Annotated in this window: 17 protein-coding genes and 1 tRNA gene; 12 read left to right on the forward strand and 6 right to left on the reverse strand. The window is 43.7% G+C overall.

Translation table 11 applies throughout. The features are described 5' to 3' along the window. The first annotated feature begins 74 nt into the window (after nt 1-74). Nucleotides 75-959, forward strand: coding sequence for a DUF6671 family protein (locus QUA47_RS23000; RefSeq protein ID WP_333432452.1), 885 nt, complete (start codon nt 75-77; stop codon nt 957-959). Nucleotides 960-1,028: 69 nt separating this feature from the next. Continuing rightward, nucleotides 1,029-2,504 carry a glycolate oxidase subunit GlcD gene (glcD, locus tag QUA47_RS23005; protein ID WP_333432453.1) on the forward strand — a complete coding sequence of 492 codons (1,476 nt, stop codon included), beginning with the start codon at nt 1,029-1,031 and terminating at the stop codon, nt 2,502-2,504. 204 nt (nt 2,505-2,708) lie between these two features. Here glcD and QUA47_RS23010 read toward each other — a convergent pair whose 3' ends face one another. Beyond that, a complete protein-coding gene (locus tag QUA47_RS23010) occupies nt 2,709-4,601 on the reverse strand; it encodes a PAS domain S-box protein (protein ID WP_333432454.1) in 1,893 nt (630 codons plus the stop codon). Between the two features lie 475 nt (nt 4,602-5,076). Between QUA47_RS23010 and purH the strand changes: the two genes are divergently transcribed. Both purH and QUA47_RS23020 read left to right on the forward strand, forming a co-directional pair. Further along, nucleotides 5,077-6,621 carry a bifunctional phosphoribosylaminoimidazolecarboxamide formyltransferase/IMP cyclohydrolase gene (gene purH / locus QUA47_RS23015; RefSeq protein WP_333432455.1) on the forward strand — a complete coding sequence of 515 codons (1,545 nt, stop codon included), beginning with the start codon at nt 5,077-5,079 and terminating at the stop codon, nt 6,619-6,621. A 233-nt stretch (nt 6,622-6,854) separates the two neighbouring features. After that, entirely contained in the window at nt 6,855-7,790 is a 936-nt protein-coding gene (locus QUA47_RS23020; protein WP_333432456.1) for a 2OG-Fe(II) oxygenase, read from the forward strand. A gap of 347 nt (nt 7,791-8,137) precedes the next feature. Here the strand turns inward: QUA47_RS23020 and QUA47_RS23025 are convergent, their stop codons facing one another. Then, complete coding sequence (locus tag QUA47_RS23025) at nt 8,138-9,619, reverse strand: ankyrin repeat domain-containing protein (RefSeq protein ID WP_333432457.1); 1,482 nt, start codon at nt 9,617-9,619, stop codon at nt 8,138-8,140. Between the two features lie 96 nt (nt 9,620-9,715). Here QUA47_RS23025 and QUA47_RS23030 point away from each other — a divergent pair, with 96 nt between their 5' ends. From QUA47_RS23030 to QUA47_RS23050, 5 genes are all read left to right on the forward strand, one after another. Beyond that, nucleotides 9,716-10,186: a DUF4079 domain-containing protein gene (locus QUA47_RS23030; protein WP_333432458.1), complete on the forward strand. Its 471-nt coding sequence runs from the start codon at nt 9,716-9,718 to the stop codon at nt 10,184-10,186. 148 nt (nt 10,187-10,334) lie between these two features. Beyond that, the gene (locus QUA47_RS23035; protein ID WP_333432459.1) at nt 10,335-11,084 is read left to right on the forward strand and encodes a hypothetical protein; all 750 of its coding nucleotides are present in this window, start codon (nt 10,335-10,337) and stop codon (nt 11,082-11,084) included. After that, a complete protein-coding gene (locus QUA47_RS23040; RefSeq protein ID WP_333432460.1) occupies nt 11,074-11,532 on the forward strand; it encodes a DUF7689 domain-containing protein in 459 nt (152 codons plus the stop codon). The genes QUA47_RS23035 and QUA47_RS23040 overlap by 11 nt, the downstream gene beginning before the upstream one ends. A 125-nt stretch (nt 11,533-11,657) precedes the next feature. Then, nucleotides 11,658-12,200, forward strand: a complete 543-nt coding sequence (locus QUA47_RS23045; protein ID WP_333432461.1) for a type II toxin-antitoxin system antitoxin SocA domain-containing protein — start codon at nt 11,658-11,660, stop codon at nt 12,198-12,200. A gap of 4 nt (nt 12,201-12,204) precedes the next feature. Continuing rightward, on the forward strand, nt 12,205-12,816 hold the full coding sequence (locus QUA47_RS23050; RefSeq protein ID WP_333432462.1) for a type II toxin-antitoxin system PemK/MazF family toxin: 612 nt from the start codon (nt 12,205-12,207) through the stop codon (nt 12,814-12,816). Nucleotides 12,817-12,925: 109 nt separating this feature from the next. Here the strand turns inward: QUA47_RS23050 and QUA47_RS23055 are convergent, their stop codons facing one another. The 3 genes from QUA47_RS23055 to QUA47_RS23065 form a co-directional block, all read right to left on the reverse strand. Continuing rightward, nucleotides 12,926-14,131 carry a hypothetical protein gene (locus tag QUA47_RS23055; RefSeq protein WP_333432463.1) on the reverse strand — a complete coding sequence of 402 codons (1,206 nt, stop codon included), beginning with the start codon at nt 14,129-14,131 and terminating at the stop codon, nt 12,926-12,928. Between the two features lie 56 nt (nt 14,132-14,187). Beyond that, nucleotides 14,188-14,346, reverse strand: a complete 159-nt coding sequence (locus tag QUA47_RS23060) for a type I restriction-modification enzyme R subunit C-terminal domain-containing protein (protein WP_333432467.1) — start codon at nt 14,344-14,346, stop codon at nt 14,188-14,190. Between the two features lie 313 nt (nt 14,347-14,659). Then, nucleotides 14,660-14,730: transfer RNA gene (locus QUA47_RS23065), tRNA-Cys, on the reverse strand. Between the two features lie 14 nt (nt 14,731-14,744). Between QUA47_RS23065 and cpdA the strand changes: the two genes are divergently transcribed. The 3 genes from cpdA to QUA47_RS23080 all read left to right on the forward strand — a co-directional run bounded on the left by cpdA (nt 14,745) and on the right by QUA47_RS23080 (nt 18,300). Beyond that, nucleotides 14,745-15,686, forward strand: coding sequence for a 3',5'-cyclic-AMP phosphodiesterase (gene cpdA, locus QUA47_RS23070; protein WP_333432464.1), 942 nt, complete (start codon nt 14,745-14,747; stop codon nt 15,684-15,686). Between the two features lie 190 nt (nt 15,687-15,876). Then, on the forward strand, nt 15,877-17,355 hold the full coding sequence (locus QUA47_RS23075; RefSeq protein ID WP_333287632.1) for an alpha-amylase: 1,479 nt from the start codon (nt 15,877-15,879) through the stop codon (nt 17,353-17,355). Between the two features lie 168 nt (nt 17,356-17,523). Then, nucleotides 17,524-18,300: an SDR family NAD(P)-dependent oxidoreductase gene (locus QUA47_RS23080; protein ID WP_333432465.1), complete on the forward strand. Its 777-nt coding sequence runs from the start codon at nt 17,524-17,526 to the stop codon at nt 18,298-18,300. A gap of 144 nt (nt 18,301-18,444) precedes the next feature. On the opposite strand, the gene cofG is transcribed toward QUA47_RS23080, so the two are convergent. After that, complete coding sequence (gene cofG / locus QUA47_RS23085; protein WP_333432466.1) at nt 18,445-19,398, reverse strand: 7,8-didemethyl-8-hydroxy-5-deazariboflavin synthase subunit CofG; 954 nt, start codon at nt 19,396-19,398, stop codon at nt 18,445-18,447. Nucleotides 19,399-19,837: the final 439 nt, after the last annotated feature.

Genomic DNA, 19,837 nt, shown 5'->3' on the forward strand with positions numbered 1-19,837 from the left:
ACGCTTGAGTGGTGAATTGATCACTTAGGTCAAAGGGTGTATTTGAGCCTTCTGTTATGAAATAATGTTGCTGTATGTCTAATATTCCTGAGCCTGTGAATCCCAATCAATTATTGAGCGATCGCACCGCAGTGCTTGCTACCATGCACCAAAAAGAACGGGTGATGGCTCCCGTTTTGGAACGAGAATTGGGTGTAAAAATCCTCGTACCTGCGGAGCTTGACACGGACACTTTCGGCACCTTCACCAGAGAAGTTAAACGCTTAGGAACACAAATAGAAGCGGCTCGCCATAAAGCACAAAAAGCCCTAGAAATTGCGGGCGAAACTCTTGCCTTTGCCAGCGAAGGTACTTTCGGGCCTCACCCAATGATGCCGTATCTGCCAGCTAACAGAGAAATCGTAATTTTATTAGATCGAGTCAACAATCTAGAACTAATCGGCGACTCTTTCTCTGTTGAAACTAACTACAGTCACGAGTTAGTTTCCAGTATAGAAGAAGCAGATGATTTTGCTAAAAAAGCTGGATTTCCCGAACATGGACTGGTGGTTATAGTTGGCGACGCTGCGCTCGGTAACGGCGAAATTGTCAAGGGCATTAGGACAGAAAAACAACTTTTTGACGCTGTGACAGCCGGCTTAAAAAAATCGTCAACCGGTCGAGTTCACATCGAAACAGATATGCGGGCGATGTACAATCCAACTCGGATGAAAAACATCGAAAATGCAACTCTCGATTTAGTTAAAAAATTCAAGCAATTCTGCCCGGAGTGCGGTTGGCCGGGATTCGATATTGCTGAGACGAAAATCGGATTGCCTTGCGGACTGTGCTATTTTCCGACTCAGCTAGTGCGATCGGCAATCTATAAATGCAAAAACTGCGGTTATACTAAAGAAAAAGTATTTCCCGACGGTCGAGAGACTGCCGATCCTTCCCTGTGTCAATATTGCAACCCTTAGAAAAATAATTGCACAAAAATAGTAAAACTTGCCACAATATTATTGATAGTTCCCTAATTAAATTCACTAATGATAGCCATAGAAACAGAACGCAACTGGAAACCCGTTATTAAAGAATTCGAGGCTGTAGTCGGCAAAAATGGTGTCGTGCAGCGCCGCGAAGAATTGATTGTCTACGAGTGCGACGGACTCGCCAGCTACCGCCAGCGCCCCGCCATGGTGGTATTGCCTCGAACTACCGAGGAAGTGGCGCAAGTGGTCAAAATATGCGATCGCAACTCAATTCCCTGGGTGGCTAGAGGCGCAGGCACCGGCCTTTCCGGCGGCGCTTTGCCTGTAGAAAACTGCGTGCTGATTGTCACTGCCCTAATGCGAAAAATCCTGAAAGTAGACTTAGAAAATCAGCAAGTTGTCGTGCAACCGGGAGTAATTAATAACTGGGTAACGCAAGCAGTTAGCGGCGCCGGTTTCTACTACGCGCCCGATCCTTCCAGTCAAATTGTTTGTTCGATTGGCGGCAACGTTGCCGAAAATTCTGGCGGCGTTCACTGCCTCAAATACGGAGTAACAACGAATCACGTTTTAGGATTAAAATTGGTAGTTCCCGACGGTTCAATTGTCGATGTCGGTGGCGAAATTCCCGAAATGCCCGGTTACGATTTAACTGGTGTATTTGTCGGTTCCGAAGGCACTTTAGGAATCGCCACAGAAGTTACTCTGCGAATTCTCAAAGCGCCGGAATCGATTTGCGTTCTCCTAGCGGATTTTGCCAGTATAGAAGCAGCGGGCGAATCGGTTTCCGATATTATCAGCGCTGGCATTATTCCCGGCGGCATGGAAATTATGGACAACATCAGCATCAATGCTGTGGAAGATGTGGTGGCAACTGGATGTTATCCCCGCGATGCGGCGGCCATTCTCCTCATAGAAATCGACGGTTTAGAAGTGGAAGTTGCCACAAACAAACAGCGGATTGCCGATATTTGCAAGCATAACGGAGCGCGAAATATCACGACAGCAAGCGACCCGGAAACGCGCCTAAAGATTTGGAAAGGGCGGAAAGCTGCTTTTGCGGCGGCGGGTCATCTCAGCCCTGATTATTACGTGCAAGACGGCGTAATTCCGCGAACCCAAATGGCTTATGTTTTGAAAGAAATTGAGGGTTTGAGCGAGAAATACGGTTATCGGATTGCTAATGTATTTCACGCGGGAGACGGGAATTTGCACCCGCTGATTCTGTACGATAACTCGGTAAAAGGTGCGCTGGAAAAGGTGGAAGAATTGGGCGGAGAAATTCTCAGGCTTTGCGTGAAAGTTGGGGGAAGTCTTTCGGGGGAACACGGCATCGGTGCTGACAAGAAGTGTTTTATGCCGGATATGTTTTCGGAGGTAGATTTGGAGACGATGCAGTGGGTGCGTCAGGTGTTTAATCCGAAAGGTTTGGCGAATCCTGGGAAGATGTTTCCGACGCCGAAGACTTGCGGGGAAGCGGCGAGGGCTAAGGTTGAAACTTTTAAGAAGTTGGAGGGTGCAGAGGTTTTTTAATTAGTTATTTAGGCGGGTAAGGTGAGCAAAAAAGCACCTGATAATTCTCTCTACAATGGGGAGGCAAAGCCTCTAAGTATGCGTTCCCAGCCAGAGTCGGGTAACGAGAAAAAACGATTTTTCTCGTTTTTTAGGAGTGCGAACGTCCCGCTCGCTTGTTTGCCTGTATATCAAGTTGGTAAAGCGCGGATTGCCCATTCTGCGCTAATGTGCGATCGGAATTTTGATAGTAAATTCCGTGCCCTTGCCCAATTCCGAAGTACAATATAATTCCCCTTTGTGTCTTTCTACAATAATTTGATAGCTAATTGACAATCCCATTCCCGTGCCTTTACCAATGGGCTTGGTAGTAAAAAATGTATCGAATATCTGCTGTTTGACTTGCTCAGTTATTCCCGGGCCGTTGTCAGCAATTTTAATTGCTACAAAATTGCCGACCACTTCCGTACCAATCCTAATCTGGCTAGGATTTTCTACCATTTGTTGACAATTTTGCCTATTTTTCGCATCTTCTAAAGCATCGATCGCATTGCTGAGAATATTCATAAAAACTTGATTTATCGGCCCAGCAAAACACTCAACAGTCGGCAATTCTCCGTATTGTTTTACAATTTGAATGGGCGGCTTTTCTCCGTTCCCTTTCAAACGGTGATTGAGAATTAACAGCGTGCTGTCAATACCTTCGTGGATGTTAACGGGTTTCATCTGTGAATCGTCATGGCGCGAAAAGTTCCGCAGCGACTGCACAATCTGGCAAATCCGCTCAACACCAACGCTCATGGAAGACAGTATTTTAGGTAAATCTTCAGCTAAAAAATCGAGTTCCTTTTCTTCTCTTTCCTGTTGAATTTCCACGACTGGATCGGGATAATGCTTTTGGTAAAGTTCGAGGTGGTGAAACAAGTCTTGAGTATAATTTGTGAGATGAGTGAGGTTGCCGTAAATGAAGCTGACTGGGTTGTTAATTTCGTGAGCGACGCCGGCAAGTAGCAAGCCCAAACTAGACATTTTTTCGCTTTGAACTAATTGGGAATTAGTGGCTTTGAGCTGGTTAAGTGTGGCTGCTAGTTGAGCGGCTTGTTCTCTGCTTTGTGCTTCGGAAATATGCAAGGCTTCTTCAGCTTGTTTGCGCTCAGTGATGTCTCTCTGTACGCCAATAAAATGAGTTAATTTGCCCAGTCGATCGCGCACGGGAGATATTGAGAAACAATTCCAGAAAGCGGTTCCGTCTTTGCGGTAATTCTTTAATATTACCTTGCATTCGCTTTCTGTTTGCAAGGCTTGGCGAATTATTTCTACTGCCGCCGGATCGGTATCGCTTCCGTGCAAAAATCGGCAGTTTTTTCCGATAATTTCCTGCCGCCGATAACCGGTCATGCTTTCAAATGCGGGATTGCAATAAATAATTGGATGTTCGGGGTCAGTGGCGTCATAAATCGTAAATCCGGTGCTACTAGCTGCTATAGCTCGATCGTACAACCAAAGCATTTCTTCTGCGCGCTTGCGATCGGTAATATCCCGTAGCGTAGCTAAATAAGCCATTTCTCCATCCCATTCCGTTTCCACCACCCGCATTTCTACTACAGCATTTGCTTTTTGCTTGCGAATAGCTTCAACTTCTGTTTGCACGACGCGAGTTCCTGGCGCTTCTGTTTTTCCAACTTGGGGAATAATATCCGTCGCCATCTCAAGGTCGCAAGCTGAAACTTCTACTACTAAATTGCCAAAAAATGCTTGACCTAGAAGTTCCTCTGCCGTGCAGTTAAACAGCGCTTCTGCTGACGGGTTGGCAAAACAGACAAGTCCTCGCTTGTTAACGATTGCGATGCCGTCGGCATTTTTTTCAATCACATTCCGAAACCGAGATTCGCTAGCTTTCAAATCCTGCTTTAGCTGTTCCATTGCTCGCTCCATCTGCTGCAGTTCGCACAGACTAAGACTATAAGCTTCGGAAATGTTGGCATCTGTCGAATTCTCGGCTCTTTTTTTGGGAATCTGTTGGTAGTCGGTTCTGTGAATCATATTGTGAGCAGTTTTTTTATGATTCCTGCTAATATTACTGACCTTATTTTCTGGATCGGCTTCTTGAAAAAACATATTTCTACCCTACCAAGTTATTTTTTCGATTAAGCTAGTGCGATCGCCCAATTCTCCGGGGAACTTAGGGGGATCGCAATTTACACCCGATGCTAGCACATTACTTTTCTAATTCATCCTAAAACTTCGTTAAAATTTCTGAGTAATCGCGCTATAATTATCTATTACGTTTTATTAAGTGATTTCAACAACATTGACACTTACGTAGCGATACGAAAGGTGCAAGCTGGAGATGGCTTCAATCCCTCTCCCACTCACAAAATAATCAGTTCTCCGCAAAAGTCTTAAATATTTAAAAGCCACAGGTCAGTATAAAATATTATATAGTTTGGAAAAAAAATATGCTTAAAAATGAGCGGACTCATCCTTAAATCGTCAAAAATAATCATAATTAGCCATTACCAAATCATCTCCCTGCAGGCAGATGTGATATAGAATATAACCTATCTATTTTTGCGATCGCAACTTCAAACCAATGGCACGTCTAGCACTTCTGAGCACATCTAATAAAAGCGGACTAATCGACTTAGCGCGCACTCTAGTAGAAGAATTTGAATTTGACATAATTAGTAGTGGCGGGACAGCAACAGCCCTCAAAGAAGCAGGCATCCCAGTGACCAAAGTTGCGGAATATACTGGTTCTCCCGAAATTTTGGGAGGGCGAGTCAAAACACTTCACCCACGAATCCACGGTGGCATTTTAGCACGCCGCGATGTACCGGAAGACCTCGCAGATTTAACCGCAAATCAAATTCGGGCGATCGATCTAGTTGTAGTCAATTTGTATCCATTTGAAGAGACAATTTCTAAGCCAGGAGTTACTCTAGCAGACGCAATTGAGCAGATAGATATCGGTGGGCCGGCAATGTTGAGAGCCTCAGCCAAAAACCACGCTCATTTGACAGTGTTGTGCGACCCCGAACAGTACAATACTTATTTAAAAGAACTGCGGGAAAATGGTGGCGAAGCATCCTTAGAGTTTCGGCAAAGATGCGCGCTAGAAACCTTCAAACATACAGCAAACTACGATCGCGCGATCGCAAATTATCTCAGCAGCCAATCCGCTGAAGAATCTTCGCTACCCGACGAGTTTAATTTATCAGGAAAAGAGCTGCAAACTCTGCGCTACGGCGAAAATCCACATCAAGCCGCCACCTGGTATCAAAGCGGAAGTACACCGACAGGCTGGACGACTAGCACCATCCTGCAAGGCAAAGAATTAAGCTACAATAATTTAGTAGATTTAGAAGCAGCAAGGCGGCTGATCGTAGAATTCCCCGACACACCCGCGGCCGCTATTCTGAAGCATACAAATCCTTGCGGCACAGCCTTGGGAACAACTATTTCTGAAGCGTATCAAAAAGCCTTCGACACCGATTCAGTCTCAGCTTTCGGCGGCATTGTCGCCCTCAATCGCCCCATTGATGCTGCTACCGCAACGGCCTTAACTCAAACATTTTTAGAATGTATCGTCGCGCCGGGGTGCGAACCAGAAGCCGAACAAATTATCAAGAAAAAGGCGAAAGTTCGAGTATTAATTTTGCCAGATTTGACTCAAGGCCCGCCACAAACTGTTAAAGTTATTGCAGGCGGTTTGCTGGTGCAAGACTCAGATAATATAGTAGAAGAAACTAGCAAATGGCGGGTTGTTACTGAGAAACAGCCGACGGCCCAAGAGTTGGAAGAATTGCTGTTTGCTTGGAAAGTAGCGAAACACGTCAAATCAAATGCGATCGTTGTGACGCGCGATCGCACTACAATCGGTGTCGGCGCCGGACAAATGAATCGCGTCGGCTCAGTTAAACTAGCATTAGAACAAGCAGGAGACAAGAGCAAAGGAGCGATTTTGGCCAGTGACGGTTTCTTCCCCTTCGACGATTCAGTCAAAACTGCGGCTGAGGCGGGCATAATTGCGATCGTCCAACCAGGCGGAAGTATGCGCGATCGAGATTCCATAGAAGCAGCCAACCAACTCGGAATCACAATGGTTTTCACTGATATCCGCCACTTCTTGCATTAATTAAGTTCGTAGTGTAGTAATGACATCTTAGTTATCTCTCACGAACAGGGAAGATGCCTATTCCACAAAGAGTCAATTCTATTGTGGGGTGGGCTTCTAGCCCGCCCTCAAGCAATGATGGAATTTTTGTTCTTCGATCTTCCATATTCCATCTTCCTTCTCCCATCCATCCATCCGTTACATCCGCCCTTGCGAATCCGTTGCCGAACTTTTTTCTTCTATAACTAACGGCTATGACTAGCACAATTCAACCGCAAATTAAACCCCAAGACATAAAAGTCAAAATCCTGCTCACAGGCGGACATCAATGCACCGTCACGCTCAAATCTGATACACCATTATTGCACAGCCTGATCAAAACATTAGTCGATCGCACTCAACCAACACCCGGTTTTTCCACCTTATTTCAAATCCCTATAGACGGAGGTCGTTCCGCCCTTTCTTTTCCCGGCGAAAACCTAGTGGGATTAGTCACCGAACCCCCAATTTACTTGCAGGAACTGCAACCGCAGCAGCTTGCAACTCCCGTAGAAATTCCCGTCGCAGAAATTCCCGCCCCTGCGCCGCCTGTAAATGACGATTTAATATCTCGCTACGCCCAAATAGACAACTTTTTGACCCCCGCCGAAAAAAACAAACTGATTAAATATGTCTTAGCAAAAGAATCAGAATTTGTGAGTACCAGCACCTCAACCAATGCCGAAGATTACCGCCGTTCGATGGTACTCCACTCGTTCCCCGAATTTTCGGAACTGATGGTTAATCGCATCAAAGCAATTCTCCCCGACGTGCTCAAAAGTTTAAATATTCCGTCATTTCCCCTGGGTGAGATAGAAGCTCAGCTAACCATGCACAATGACAACAACTTTTATAAACTTCACAACGACAGTGGCTCGCCAGATACGGCCAGCCGATTTTTTACTTACGTTTACTATTTCTATCGAGAACCCAAGGGTTTTTCAGGTGGCGAGTTGCAGATTTATGACAGCAAAATCGAGAACAATTTTTATGTTGCGGACAAGACATTCAGAACCGTTGAGCCTCGCAATAACAGCATCGTATTTTTTCTAAGTCGCTATATGCACGAAGTTTTGCGAGTTAGCTGTCCCTCAAAAGCTTTTGCTGATAGCCGCTTTACTATTAACGGCTGGGTACGCAAAGCAAACTGAGGTTAATATCGATTCCGGTTGCACCGGAATGCTTGTTGACTGTTGACTGTTGACTGTTGACTGTGAGTCCAAAAAATGAAAATTGCGCGAATTATTTGTTGGCAGCTTGATTCGACTTTACCCGCGACGATGAAGCGCGGATTTGATATCATTCCGGCTGCGCCGGAATTGATATAATTCATCGTCCTGGACGCACTAATTACCTAATTTTGTCATTCTGAGTAAGGCGAAAAATTTCAATTATTGCCACACCCTTACAGTGCGTAAGTTCCGATATGTGAGCTTCTTCACTTCCCAAAGCCTACCCTCAGAATGACAGAATTACCTTACTCAAAACTATTTAATTCTTACTCCAGTGCTCCAGCACTTTTGAGCAATTTCACCACAGTGGAAGAACCCTTAAATTCAGCCAGCATTAAAGCTGTATAATTTCCCGGATTTTTGTGGTTTAGTTCTGCACCAGCATCAATTAAAATTGTTACTGCCTCAGCATAACCCCGATGTGCGGCCCACATTAAAGCAGTTGCGCCCGAATCATCCAGCAAGTTGACATCCGCACCTTTTTCGACTAATAATTGGACGATCGCAATATGACCGCGATCGCACGCCTTCATTAAAGCCGTTTTCCCCAAATCCGCCGGGACATTGGGATCAGCACCGCCGTCAAGCAAAGCTTTCACAGTCTCGGTATGTCCGTGAAACGCAGCCAGCGTCAAAGCCGTCTCCCCAAAGTTTTTAGCATTCAGAAAATCAGCCGGATTTGAGTTTACTTTTTGCAGCAAAGCCGATACGATCGCACTATGGCCGTGAACAGCCGCTACCAGTAAAGGCGTATCGCCCAACCGATTTCTCGAACCGACACTAGCACCTCGGTTTAAGAGCAATTCCACCACATCTTCGCAGCCTTCAACCACGGCTAAATTCAAAGCAGTTTCATCATCTTTATCCTTAGCGTTGATATCGGCGCCAGCATCGAGTAAGATATGAGCGATCGCTGCATTTCCGCCAGCAGCAGCGGCCATCAAAGCCGTGCCCCCATCTCCATTTTTCACATTCGCATTAGCACCCGCACCAAGCAAAGTTTGCACCACATCAGTATTGCCGGCATCCGCAGCCAAAGTTAAAGCAGTTTCTCCGTTTTTGTCGGGAATTTCGACATCAGCACCAGCAGCCAACAGCGCCTCGACAACAGCCAAATTTCCCGCTGTCGCAGCCAGCATCAAAGCAGTTTTGCTCTCTAGATTTTTAACATTAGCATCCGCCCCACAATTGAGCAAAATTCGCACAATTTCAGCGCTTCCTTGACGGACAGCTAAAAACAGCATAGAATTGTCAGCAACAGCACCCGCATCCACCAAAGCTTTTACAACAGCTAGATGACCGGATAAAGCAGCTATTTTCAGAGATGAATCTCCATCTTTATCTTGGACATTTACATCAGCATTAGCATCAAGTAACATCCGCACAACATTGATATCGCCCTTGAGAGAAGCCGCCATCAAAGCCGTACTTCCATCATCATTTTTAGCATTAACCTCAGCACCTGCCGCCAGCAACAGCCGCACAGAGTCAGCTTGTTTGTGAGCCGCCGCCAGCATCAAAGCTGTCAAGCCAAAACGCCTGCTCACCTGGTTGACATTAGCGTCATTGTTTAGTAGAGTACGCACGATTTCTGTATAGCCCTTTTGGGCCGCAAACATCAAAGCCGTCGTCCCCTCAGAGTCTTTGGCGTTAGCGTTAACATTCTTAGCGAGTAAAGCTTGGACGTGAATAATGTTGCCAGTCTTGGCGGCTTGAATCAATACAGCGTCTTGTTTAGTGGCAGGCATAATAGTCTCTCATACCGTATATTTTTACCGTCGCACGAGACGGTCTGACTGGTATGCTAAGTTTTATGAAGTATGTTTGCTAATCCTCAGAACACTATGAATCTCGAAATTCCTCAGTCAGTGAAAGTTTGGAGCCAATTCATCCACCCAATTTTAATGTGGGTACTGCTGGCCATCTCATTTTATGCTTTGTATCTCGGCATTCAAATCCGACGTACCAGAAGTGCGGAAGGCGAACTCAAAAAAGAGTTAATTAAGGGCAAATTCAACGTCAAGCACCACCAGATGGGTTCTTTGCTGTTAGCCTTGATGGTTACGGTTGCGATCGTCGGGATGGCCGTCACCTACATCAACAACGGCAAGCTATTTGTCGGCCCGCACTTGCTAGCAGGGTTGGGAATGATGGCAATAATTGCGATCGCAGCCTCGCTGACTCCTTTGATGCAAAAAGGCAATGATTGGGCGAGAAACACTCACATCTTTCTGAATATTGTGCTCTTGGGGCTGTTTGGCTGGCAAGCGGTATCAGGCGTGGAAATCCTGCAAAGAATTATCAGCAAAATGTGAGGATTTGAGTAAGAAGTACAGATATTGGGTAGGGACACGGCACTGCCGTGTCCCTACATCTTTACGATCGAAAGGGTGTTACAATGAACGTATAAGTAAGCCAATTAGTCTCAATTCAACTTCTTTTAGCAAAGACAAGAAAACTAATATGCCTTCTTTAAAAATACATCGTCAATATCAATCCGGCCTCGAAAAAATTATAGCCTTGGACAACTCAGTGTTTGAGGCTATTTTGACTGCGTTGAGAAAAACAGTCCCTGCGTTGCCTCTTGATGATTTAGTCAGAAACGTAGAGTCAGAGGTAGAAAACACGAACCATGATGATTTAGTCAATATACTAGAGAGTATTATTCCTATATACGCTTTAAAGAAAACTTATGCTTGGACAGTGGAAGAACTAGCAGATGAGCTTATTGCGGCTGTTGATGAATTTGAAGAACTCTCTAACTTATCAACAGAAGAAAAAGAGCGATTTTGTAAAAAGCTTAATAACTTGTTGATGCCGAATAGCTTTTTAGAATCGGCATCAAAAGCCAAAGATGTTTTAAAAGTATATTTGTTGCCTTCAGGAATTCCTGCTGATGACTTCCCCATTAAAAGCAAGGTAGAACTAGAAGCAGAGTTTAAGAAGTTCGCCGAAGAATGGCGTGTCGAGACGGGGATGCTATCATTAGTTACACAGAAATCAATGCACCAGGCTTATCAGAGAATTATCGGCATGGGACAGCCTGTTATCCCCTTGATTTTGCGTGACCTCGAACAAAAGCCAGACCATTGGTTTTGGGCGTTGAGGGCAATTACTGGTGACAATCCGGTAAAACCCGAACAGCGCGGCCGCATGAAGCAAATGGCCCTAGCGTGGATACAATGGGGAAAAGAACACGGTTATGAGTGGTAAGCTAGAGTACCGAAAAATATTGAGATTTCCTAACTTAGAGCTTACTGAATATCAAGTAACAAGTGAAGAAACAGTAGATTATAATTGCTTTGCTTTTGCTGCTGGAGAAGAGGAATGCAGATGGGACCCGGTAGACCCAGATGGGTACTGGCAGAATGGTGTTTTAAGAGAGTTAACGCTGGATGCTTTTATCAAAGCTTATCAAACTATTGGATATGAACCTTGCGAGAATCGTGACCTTGAACCGGGGTTTCAAAAAATAGCAATATACACCTATAACGGCCAGCCACAGCACGCAGCCAGACAAGAAGAGGATGGTAAGTGGAAAAGCAAGCTAGGGGATTGGGAAGATATCGAACATGAATTAGAAGGGTTAGAAAATCCTAACTATTATGGAGTTGTTCAACAAATATTAAAGCGAGCGATAATCGTTCTAAATATTTCTTAGACAGCAATTCAACTTTTGAAGAGTACACTCTTGGACGCACACACTCTATTTGTTAGCCTTAGCTATTTTTTATATGGTTTAATAGCCAACCTGTCCTTTGGATGATATAATAGACTAAAGTTAACTTGAGCGAACAATTTATAAGATTAATTAGGGAGCTTTTTGAAATCAAAAGAAGGAAAGCCATGCTAGAAAACCTGATCAAATACTTTGTCTACGCAACAAAAGGCTATATTACAAAAACGCAATTAATCAAGTTTTTGTATTTGGCAGATCTTTATGCGGTCAAATGGACAAACAAGCAGCTTACTGATTTAGATTGGCGTTATTATTACTATGGGCCTTGGAATGAAAGCATAGACGCTGTTTTAAATCAAATGAATGGCAAAGAGATTGTTCAAGAATCTCAGGGAGAAAGTATATTCATCAGACTTGGTGAGGGAGCTGGTAATGTGGATGATTTAAAGTTACCTTTAGGTCTGAAGCTCATGCTTGACAACATCAGGAGAGAATGGGCGGGTGCAGGAGAGGATAAACTGAATCAGTTACTAGAATATGTCTATAGCACTGCTCCCATGCTTGAGGTTAAATATAGCCACGAACCAGAGGAACAGGTGAGACTTAATCTGTACAAAGAAAGAGAAAAGTTAATGAGTGAATTGGGGTGAGCGAGTGGCTGGACAAAAACCGCGTCAAGGTTGGATTTATTTTATCAATCCCTATAGAGTATCTCTTCGTTGCAAACTCGGTCATCATCATATTTATGACATAAATCAACCAGGGGAGATTGAGTGCAAGACAATTTCTTGCACTCAGGTAATTAATTCGAGTCGGGTTTTTCGGGGAGAGCATCCTTATATCGTTTGGACAAGTGACAAATTTCAAGATGAATCTACATACATCCAAACTTTGACGCTGATTCCGTTGACTTCACAAGAAACCTATAAAGGTTTGCCAACTGTATATCCGATTAATTCTACAAGCACAAATGGTCTTTCTTATAATTCCTTCGCTCTAGTGCATCAGATATGTACTGTTGATGCTAACTGTTTTAAAGATTCGCAAGGGGATTGGCTTAAGCGAGTTGGACAACTGGATAAAGCAGATAAGGAAGCTATAGAGGAACGTTTAAAGTATTTTTTAAATCTTGGGGATAATCCGGGTGAAGATTGGTTTATTAAAAATGCGTCTCCAGAACTTTTACAGAAAGTGTTTAATCTTCTACCGGATGAAACCACAAAAAGTATGGCTATAGAAAAACTGATCGACGATTTGCGATCGTAGTTAATAGACATCTATGATTTTTGGCAACGTCTGCTCTGTTTTCCCTTTCGGCGCGAATCTGTTCTAATCATACCGGTGCTGGCTTATCGTTGGGGTCTTAGGGAACTAATTAGGACTTATTTAAGTTAATTAAATTAATTTCTCCAGTTTCTAAAAGGTTTTCTACTGAAAGTATAAATGGTAAGGGTTGGGTTTTGTTATAGGAGAATTTTTTCCAGTTTTCCCATTGACTTAATTCCTCATGTTTCCAACAAACAATTAAATGACATTTTTCTTGACTCTCATAGTGTTTATGACGAACATAGTTAAAACTTTCAAATTCAAATTCAATAAATAACTCGGTTGTTTTTGTTTTGCTTGACTTGCGATCCAAAATAGTAAATTCGATTATAGCATCGGGAAACCGTGTTCTAATTCCTTTGATTTTCAAAAAAGACAATTCCGTTGTTACTGAAACATCTAAAAATTTAAAAAAATCTAAACATTTAATATTTAACTTCTTGCTTTTAATTAGAGGAAAAATTGTACAAAATAATCCAACTAACCCTTGTTCATCAATAGGTTCTCTGGAATAAATATTTTCAATTTCTGGAAAGTAACTTGTTTTTATATCCTGTCCCCATATATCTGACCTTTGCTTCTTTATTTGTTCACTTCGGCTTTCATAATCTGATCTCTCAGTATTAAGAGCCTCTATAAAGTTAAAACCTATTTCCGTGGATTCCTCATTCTTATTGCTTTCACTGCTATCATCGCTAAAGAGCGATAAATTATAATCAGATGTTTTATTATTAGATTGCTTTTGTAAATAGTTTTTGTATTGGCTTACAATTGAAGCTATAATGTTTTCAGTATATGGTAAGATACTGTTGGGATTTTCATTTTCAATTTTAGCCAGGTCTTTTAATAAATCTTTTATAGCGTTATCATCCTTTAGACGAATTACTTGTTCCAAGTGTGAAATCGCCATTTTTTTTGTTATTAAATCCGAATCTGTTATCCCGTTGAAAATTTCCATATATTGCTCTGCTCTTTTTTTTGATAGACCAAGATTTTCAGATACAAAAGATTCAAAATAGTCATCAAAATTAGATTCCGAAGATTTAACACTGTCAGGTGAATCTGGGTTGTTTACTTGGGCTAATCTTTCGGTTTTCAATTTAGATAACATTTGTCCTATTGTCCAAGCTGTTTTTCCTTTTTCTTTACCTGGCTTAATTAGTTTAGTTAATTCCTCTATTAATAAACTATCTACTGACTTTTTTTCCTCAGTTGGAGAGGCAGAATTATCTCGTTCATCATTCCCATTATTCATTAAATAATCTCCTAATATCTAACTCTTTTAATTGCCATCGTTAACTGTTTATTTTTCTAGGCCGCAATTACAGCATTAATTTCATCAATCAGTGCTTCTAGTCCACCTGAAAAGACTTTTTTCCCCTTACCCTTTCCGCCGACTCCTTCAAAAATCGGCGCATACTCCCAATCATCCATCTCAATAGTGAGATTCTGCACTAAATGCTCTTGGATCTAACCAAGCCATTTTAGCTGCTCTTGGTTAAACGACTTGCCAACCATCACAGATGCGATCTATCTATCCGATCCGCCGCCGTATAAATGAACTCATCAGCACGTTTCACGATCGAGATAATCTCAGCCAGAGCTTTATTATGCACCAACTGATCCGCCCGCTGGCCTGATTTAGCCTCGCATTTTGCATTGCATTAAATCTGCATTACTTTGGGCAGTCAATTATGTATGATTGAACGCAGTTCACAATCCGTTACAATCTCAAACATCTTACAATACAAGCGGTTCAAACTTCTCGAGTCATCACTGAAAAAGGCGGCACCCAGATTTGAACTGGGGGTGGAGGTTTTGCAGACCTCTGCCTTACCACTTGGCTATGCCGCCGTTACGTCTGAAATTTGACGTTTTCTTATATTACACCAAATCTCGAAAATTTTAACATACCTGTCAAAAATTTCGTAAAGCGCAGCTATCCCGTAGGGAATCGCCCTTTTTTCCCACACCTCCAAAACCCATCCGAGGCTATTCTAGAACTACATCGATCGCCCGCAACACCAGCCATGACACCAGTTTCTCCCCTACTCGTCGCCCAAATCACCGACACTCACTTGTTTGCAGAGATCGATCGAGAATGGAAAGGCCTCTCAACAACCCGCACCCTCCAAGCAGTTCTCGATCGCTTGCAACAGATACAGCCGCCGCCCGACTTACTCCTACTCACAGGCGACTTGTCGCAAGACGAAACACCCGAATCCTACCAGCGCCTCGTATCCCTCATCGCCACCCTCGGAATACCCGCCTACTGGATACCTGGGAACCACGACAACATCCCAGTCATGGCAGAAATCTTAAATCAGTCGCCTCTTTCCCCAGAAAAATCATGGATGCTAGGAAACTGGCAATTTCTATTACTTTCGAGTGTGGAAGCGGGATGCGACGGCGGGCGGCTTTCCCCAGAAAGCTTGCATTGGCTGGACTCTCAACTGCAACAAACCGGCGATCGACCTGTTATCATTGCCTTGCACCATCACCCCCTGCCGATCGACTGTGAAATCATGGATGGAATGATGCTGCACAATGCCGATGAATTTTTCGCAATTGTCGATCGATACCCTCAAATCAAAATAGTCCTCTGCGGCCACATTCACCAAGAATTCCACCAACAGCGGGGCTCAGTTACCTACTTGGGGACACCCAGCACCTGCATCCAACTTTTACCCAAAAGCCATCCGATTATCCTTGACGAAATCCCGCCCGGATTTAGATTGCTTGAATTGGCGATCGACGGTACTTGGAGCACCAACATTGAGCGAGTTATCGCACCATCGCGACCAAATTAATTTTTTGTGTCTGCCTCAAATAATTATTATCAAATTCACTTTCTGTTGTCAATACATCAACAGATAGATTGTTTTGAGCAGCCCCATCTATTATGATATTTATAGATCGTAGATTGCAGGCATAGCTAGAGGGCTCGGCAACCAACAAAAATATATCTAGCAACATTACAAAACAGGAAAAACTAAATTTATGTCGGAACTAAATGGCGTGATGATGCAGTATTTCCACTGGTACAATCCCGCTGACGGGAACCTGTGGAATCAGCTAGCGGAATCTGCAAAAGATTTAGCCAAAATAGGCATTACATCCCTTTGGTTGCCACCCGCCTATAAAGGAACAGACGGCGCTCAGGAGGTAGGTTACAGCGTCTACGACTTATTCGATTTAGGCGAATTCGACCAAAAAGGGTCGGTACGCACGAAATACGGGACAAAAGATGAGTATTTGCGCGCGATTAAAGCTGCACAAGATGCAGGAATTCGGATTTATGCCGATGTTGTCTTCAACCACAAATTAGGTGCCGATGCAGAAGAAGAAGTCGAAGCTACACCCTTCCATCCCGAAGACCGCAATGCCCCAGTAGGCGAATATCAAAAAATCAAAGCTTGGACGCATTTTACCTTCCCCGGCCGCGACAAAAAATATTCCAGCATGGAGTGGCATTGGTGGCATTTTGACGCCATTGATTACAACATTTACAACACAGAAACCCATGCCGTTTACCTGCTAAAAGGCAAAGAATTCGATCAAGGAGTAGACTTAGAAAAAGGTAATTTTGACTACCTCATGGGTTGCGATTTAGATATGGACAACCCAGAAGTCACGGGCGAATTAAAATACTGGGGTGAGTGGTATATCGATACAACAAACGTTGACGGCTTTCGCTTCGATGCCGTCAAACACGTATCAGCAAAATTTTTCCAAGAATGGTTGGAACACGTCCGCCACTATGCCCAACGCGACCTATTTGCCGTCGGCGAATATTGGTCTTACGAAGTGGAAGCTTTGCATTACTTCATCGAAGCAACGGAGGGTAAAGTCTCCTTATTTGATGCACCCCTCCACTACAACTTCCACGCTGCTAGCAAAGCCGGTAATAGCTACGATTTGCGAACAATTTTTGATAACACTCTCGTCCAACAGCAACCCGCACTCGCCGTTACCTTGGTTGACAACCATGATTCCCAACCCTTACAATCCCTAGAATCAGTTGTCGAGCCTTGGTTTAAACCCCTTGCCTACGCTTTAATCCTGCTGCGGCGCGAAGGATATCCGTGCATTTTTTACCCGGATTATTACGGCGCTAACTATAAGGATAAAGCAAATGATGGCAATGAATACGAGATTTGGTTAGACCAACATCAGTTTATGGTAGATAAATTCTTGTTAGCGCGCCAAACTTATTCCTACGGCAATCAGTACGATTATTTCGACCACCCCAACACTATTGGCTGGACGCGACTTGGAAATGAAGAACATCCAGGCGGCATGGCTGTGGTACTCAGTAACGGAGGCGATGGCACTAAGTTTATGGAAGTCGGACAGCCGAATCGAACTTATATTGACATCACCGAACACATCCAAGAACCCATCACTACGAATGAGGATGGTTGGGCTGATTTTAGGTGTAACGCCGGTTCAGTCTCTGTCTGGGTTCCGCAGCCGTAAGGACTGTGTTAACAGCAAAAAGTAAAAAGGAAGATATGTTTTTACTTTTTGCTGTCATCTTTTTGATAACTAAAATCTATCTATAGTTAGGACTAAAGCTCTCTCTTTAGTCCTATTTTTAGGATGTGCGATCGTGTATTATAATGTGACTTTACATAAAAAATAATTATGAAACTTTCACAAAAAGTTGCCGTTATTACTGGCGGAGGGTCGGGAATTGGTCGTGCAGCAGCAATTTTAATGGCTAAGGAAGGCGCAAAAGTTGCTGTTATCAATCGCACTTTAGAAACCGGGCAAGAAACCGTCCGCCAGTTGGTCGATGAAGGAGGCTGCGGGCTAGCTATTGCAGCAGATGTGGCCGATTATATGCAAATGCAACAGGCATTTCAAACCATTTTTGATGAATATCAAAGAATTGATATTGTGTTGGCAAATGCAGGTATTAACGGTGTATGGTCGCCGATAGAAGAGATAGAACCTGAAGAGTGGGACAAGACAATTAATACCAACCTCAGAGGAACATTTTTGACTGTTAAGTATGCTGTTCCTTATCTGAAAAAACAAGGAGGTTCCATCGTCATTACATCGTCGATTAATGGCACCAGAAGTTTCAAGAAAGTTGGGGCCACAGCTTACGCTTCCAGCAAAGCGGCCCAAGTAGCTTTAGCGAAAATGCTGGCGCTAGAACTTGCTCCCAGCCAAATCAGAGTCAATGTTATATGTCCGGGCGCGGTGGAGACTTCCATTGAGGAAAGCACGGTTAAGCGCCATCTTGATGACATTCCACTCGAGCCTGATTCCCTTCAAGACCTGATTCCTTTGACGGATAATACCCCCGGTTCTAGCGAACAAATCGCCCAATTAGTTTTATTTCTGGTATCAGATGCGTCCAGCTTTATCACAGGCACTGAAGTCTGGATTGATGGTGGCGGTTCTTTGATTTAAAATCTCTATAGCAGCAATTTAAAGAATGTTGCTACCAATTACCCATTACCCATAATTAATGACTGAATATCAAGCAATTTGGTCACAAGCCCCCGGATTTATCAGTAGGCTCAATTCTTCAATCTAAAATCTAAAATCTAAAATCTAAAATCGATTGACTCTCCATTGTTTGACAGCACTTTGCAATGTCTGCTGCAGCCACTTATCGTACTGAGGATAAACAGGCAAACGCTTTACGAGTTGCCATCCCGATGCTGCTAAAATTTCTGTTAAAGTTTGGTGTTGCAGGTGAGGATAATCGGGATTAACTTCATCCCGCGGCCCAATTCCTCCTAAATCTCTAGCACCTGCTTCTAAACAAGCCAGCAATATCTCTGGCTGTGCAACTAAATTTGGGGGAATTTGCAGCCTGATTTCAGATGGTAAAATGCTGCGGGCGATCGCAATTACTTCGGGCATTTTTGTAGCATCAAAAACTTCACCGTCCCAACTTTGCTGATTTCCCGGACTGTGTGGCTGGAGGATAACTTCTTGAATGTGATTGTAACGCGAATGAATGCGGGCGATCGCCTCTAATGTCTCAATCCAATCGGCCTCACTTTCCCCAATTCCCAGCAGCAAACCAGTTGTAAACGGAATCTTCAATTCCCCAGCCCATTCTAACTGTTGCAGCCGCAGCGCCGGAACTTTACTCGGTGCGTGTCGGTGAACAGTTTGTAACAAATGTGGCGCAAGCTGTTCTAGCATCAGCCCCATCGATACATTCACCTCTTTTAACTGTGCCATCTCCTCAAAGCTGAGCGGCCCCACATTAGTATGCGGCAAAAACCCCAGAGCAAGTGCCAGTTCGCACAAATCGTAAATCCGCTGCAACCAAGCTTTTCGCCGTTGACTGTGAGGATGTACCTCGCCGCTGAGGATGAGAATTTCAATTACACCTTGAGTTTGCAGCAGCAAAAGCTGTTTTTCGGCTTCTGCGAGTGTCAGCCAAGGACTTTGCAGGGGTTCTGCCCGAAAATTGCAATAGGTGCAGCGGTTAAAACACTCGTAAGTGGGAACCAGAGTATAAGCAGGGCTGTAGGTGACGGTGCGGGACATTCCTTGGGACTTTTATCGATCGGACTTACGCAACAACATATATCTGTGCAGTGCGAGTTTTGCGGTTGGCGATCGCAACCCTTCATCTATCTTAACACTGACGCAAGCCCGGAATCTCGTTGCCCAGGTAGATTATGAGTATTCTTCATTTGTGGGCGATCGTCCAACAAGTCCGCATTCAGCTTTTAAACTCCCTATACAGCAAGCCTTCTGGCTTTTAAAAAGCATAATTTATGGCACATATAAGAAAAACTGTGCTTAGAAGGCCTTTACAAACTGAAATAAAAGCTTTATGTTTATTTACATGGCGGAACATAAAGCCGTCACGAACATTGAAAACCAAATAAAGCAATCATAAACAAATGACAACAACCTTACAGCAGCGCGAAAGCGCCAATGTCTGGGAACGCTTTTGTGAGTGGGTCACAAGCACAGACAA

It is taken from the genome of Microcoleus sp. MON2_D5 (genome assembly GCF_036701905.1).
GTDB lineage: Bacteria > Cyanobacteriota > Cyanobacteriia > Cyanobacteriales > Microcoleaceae > Microcoleus.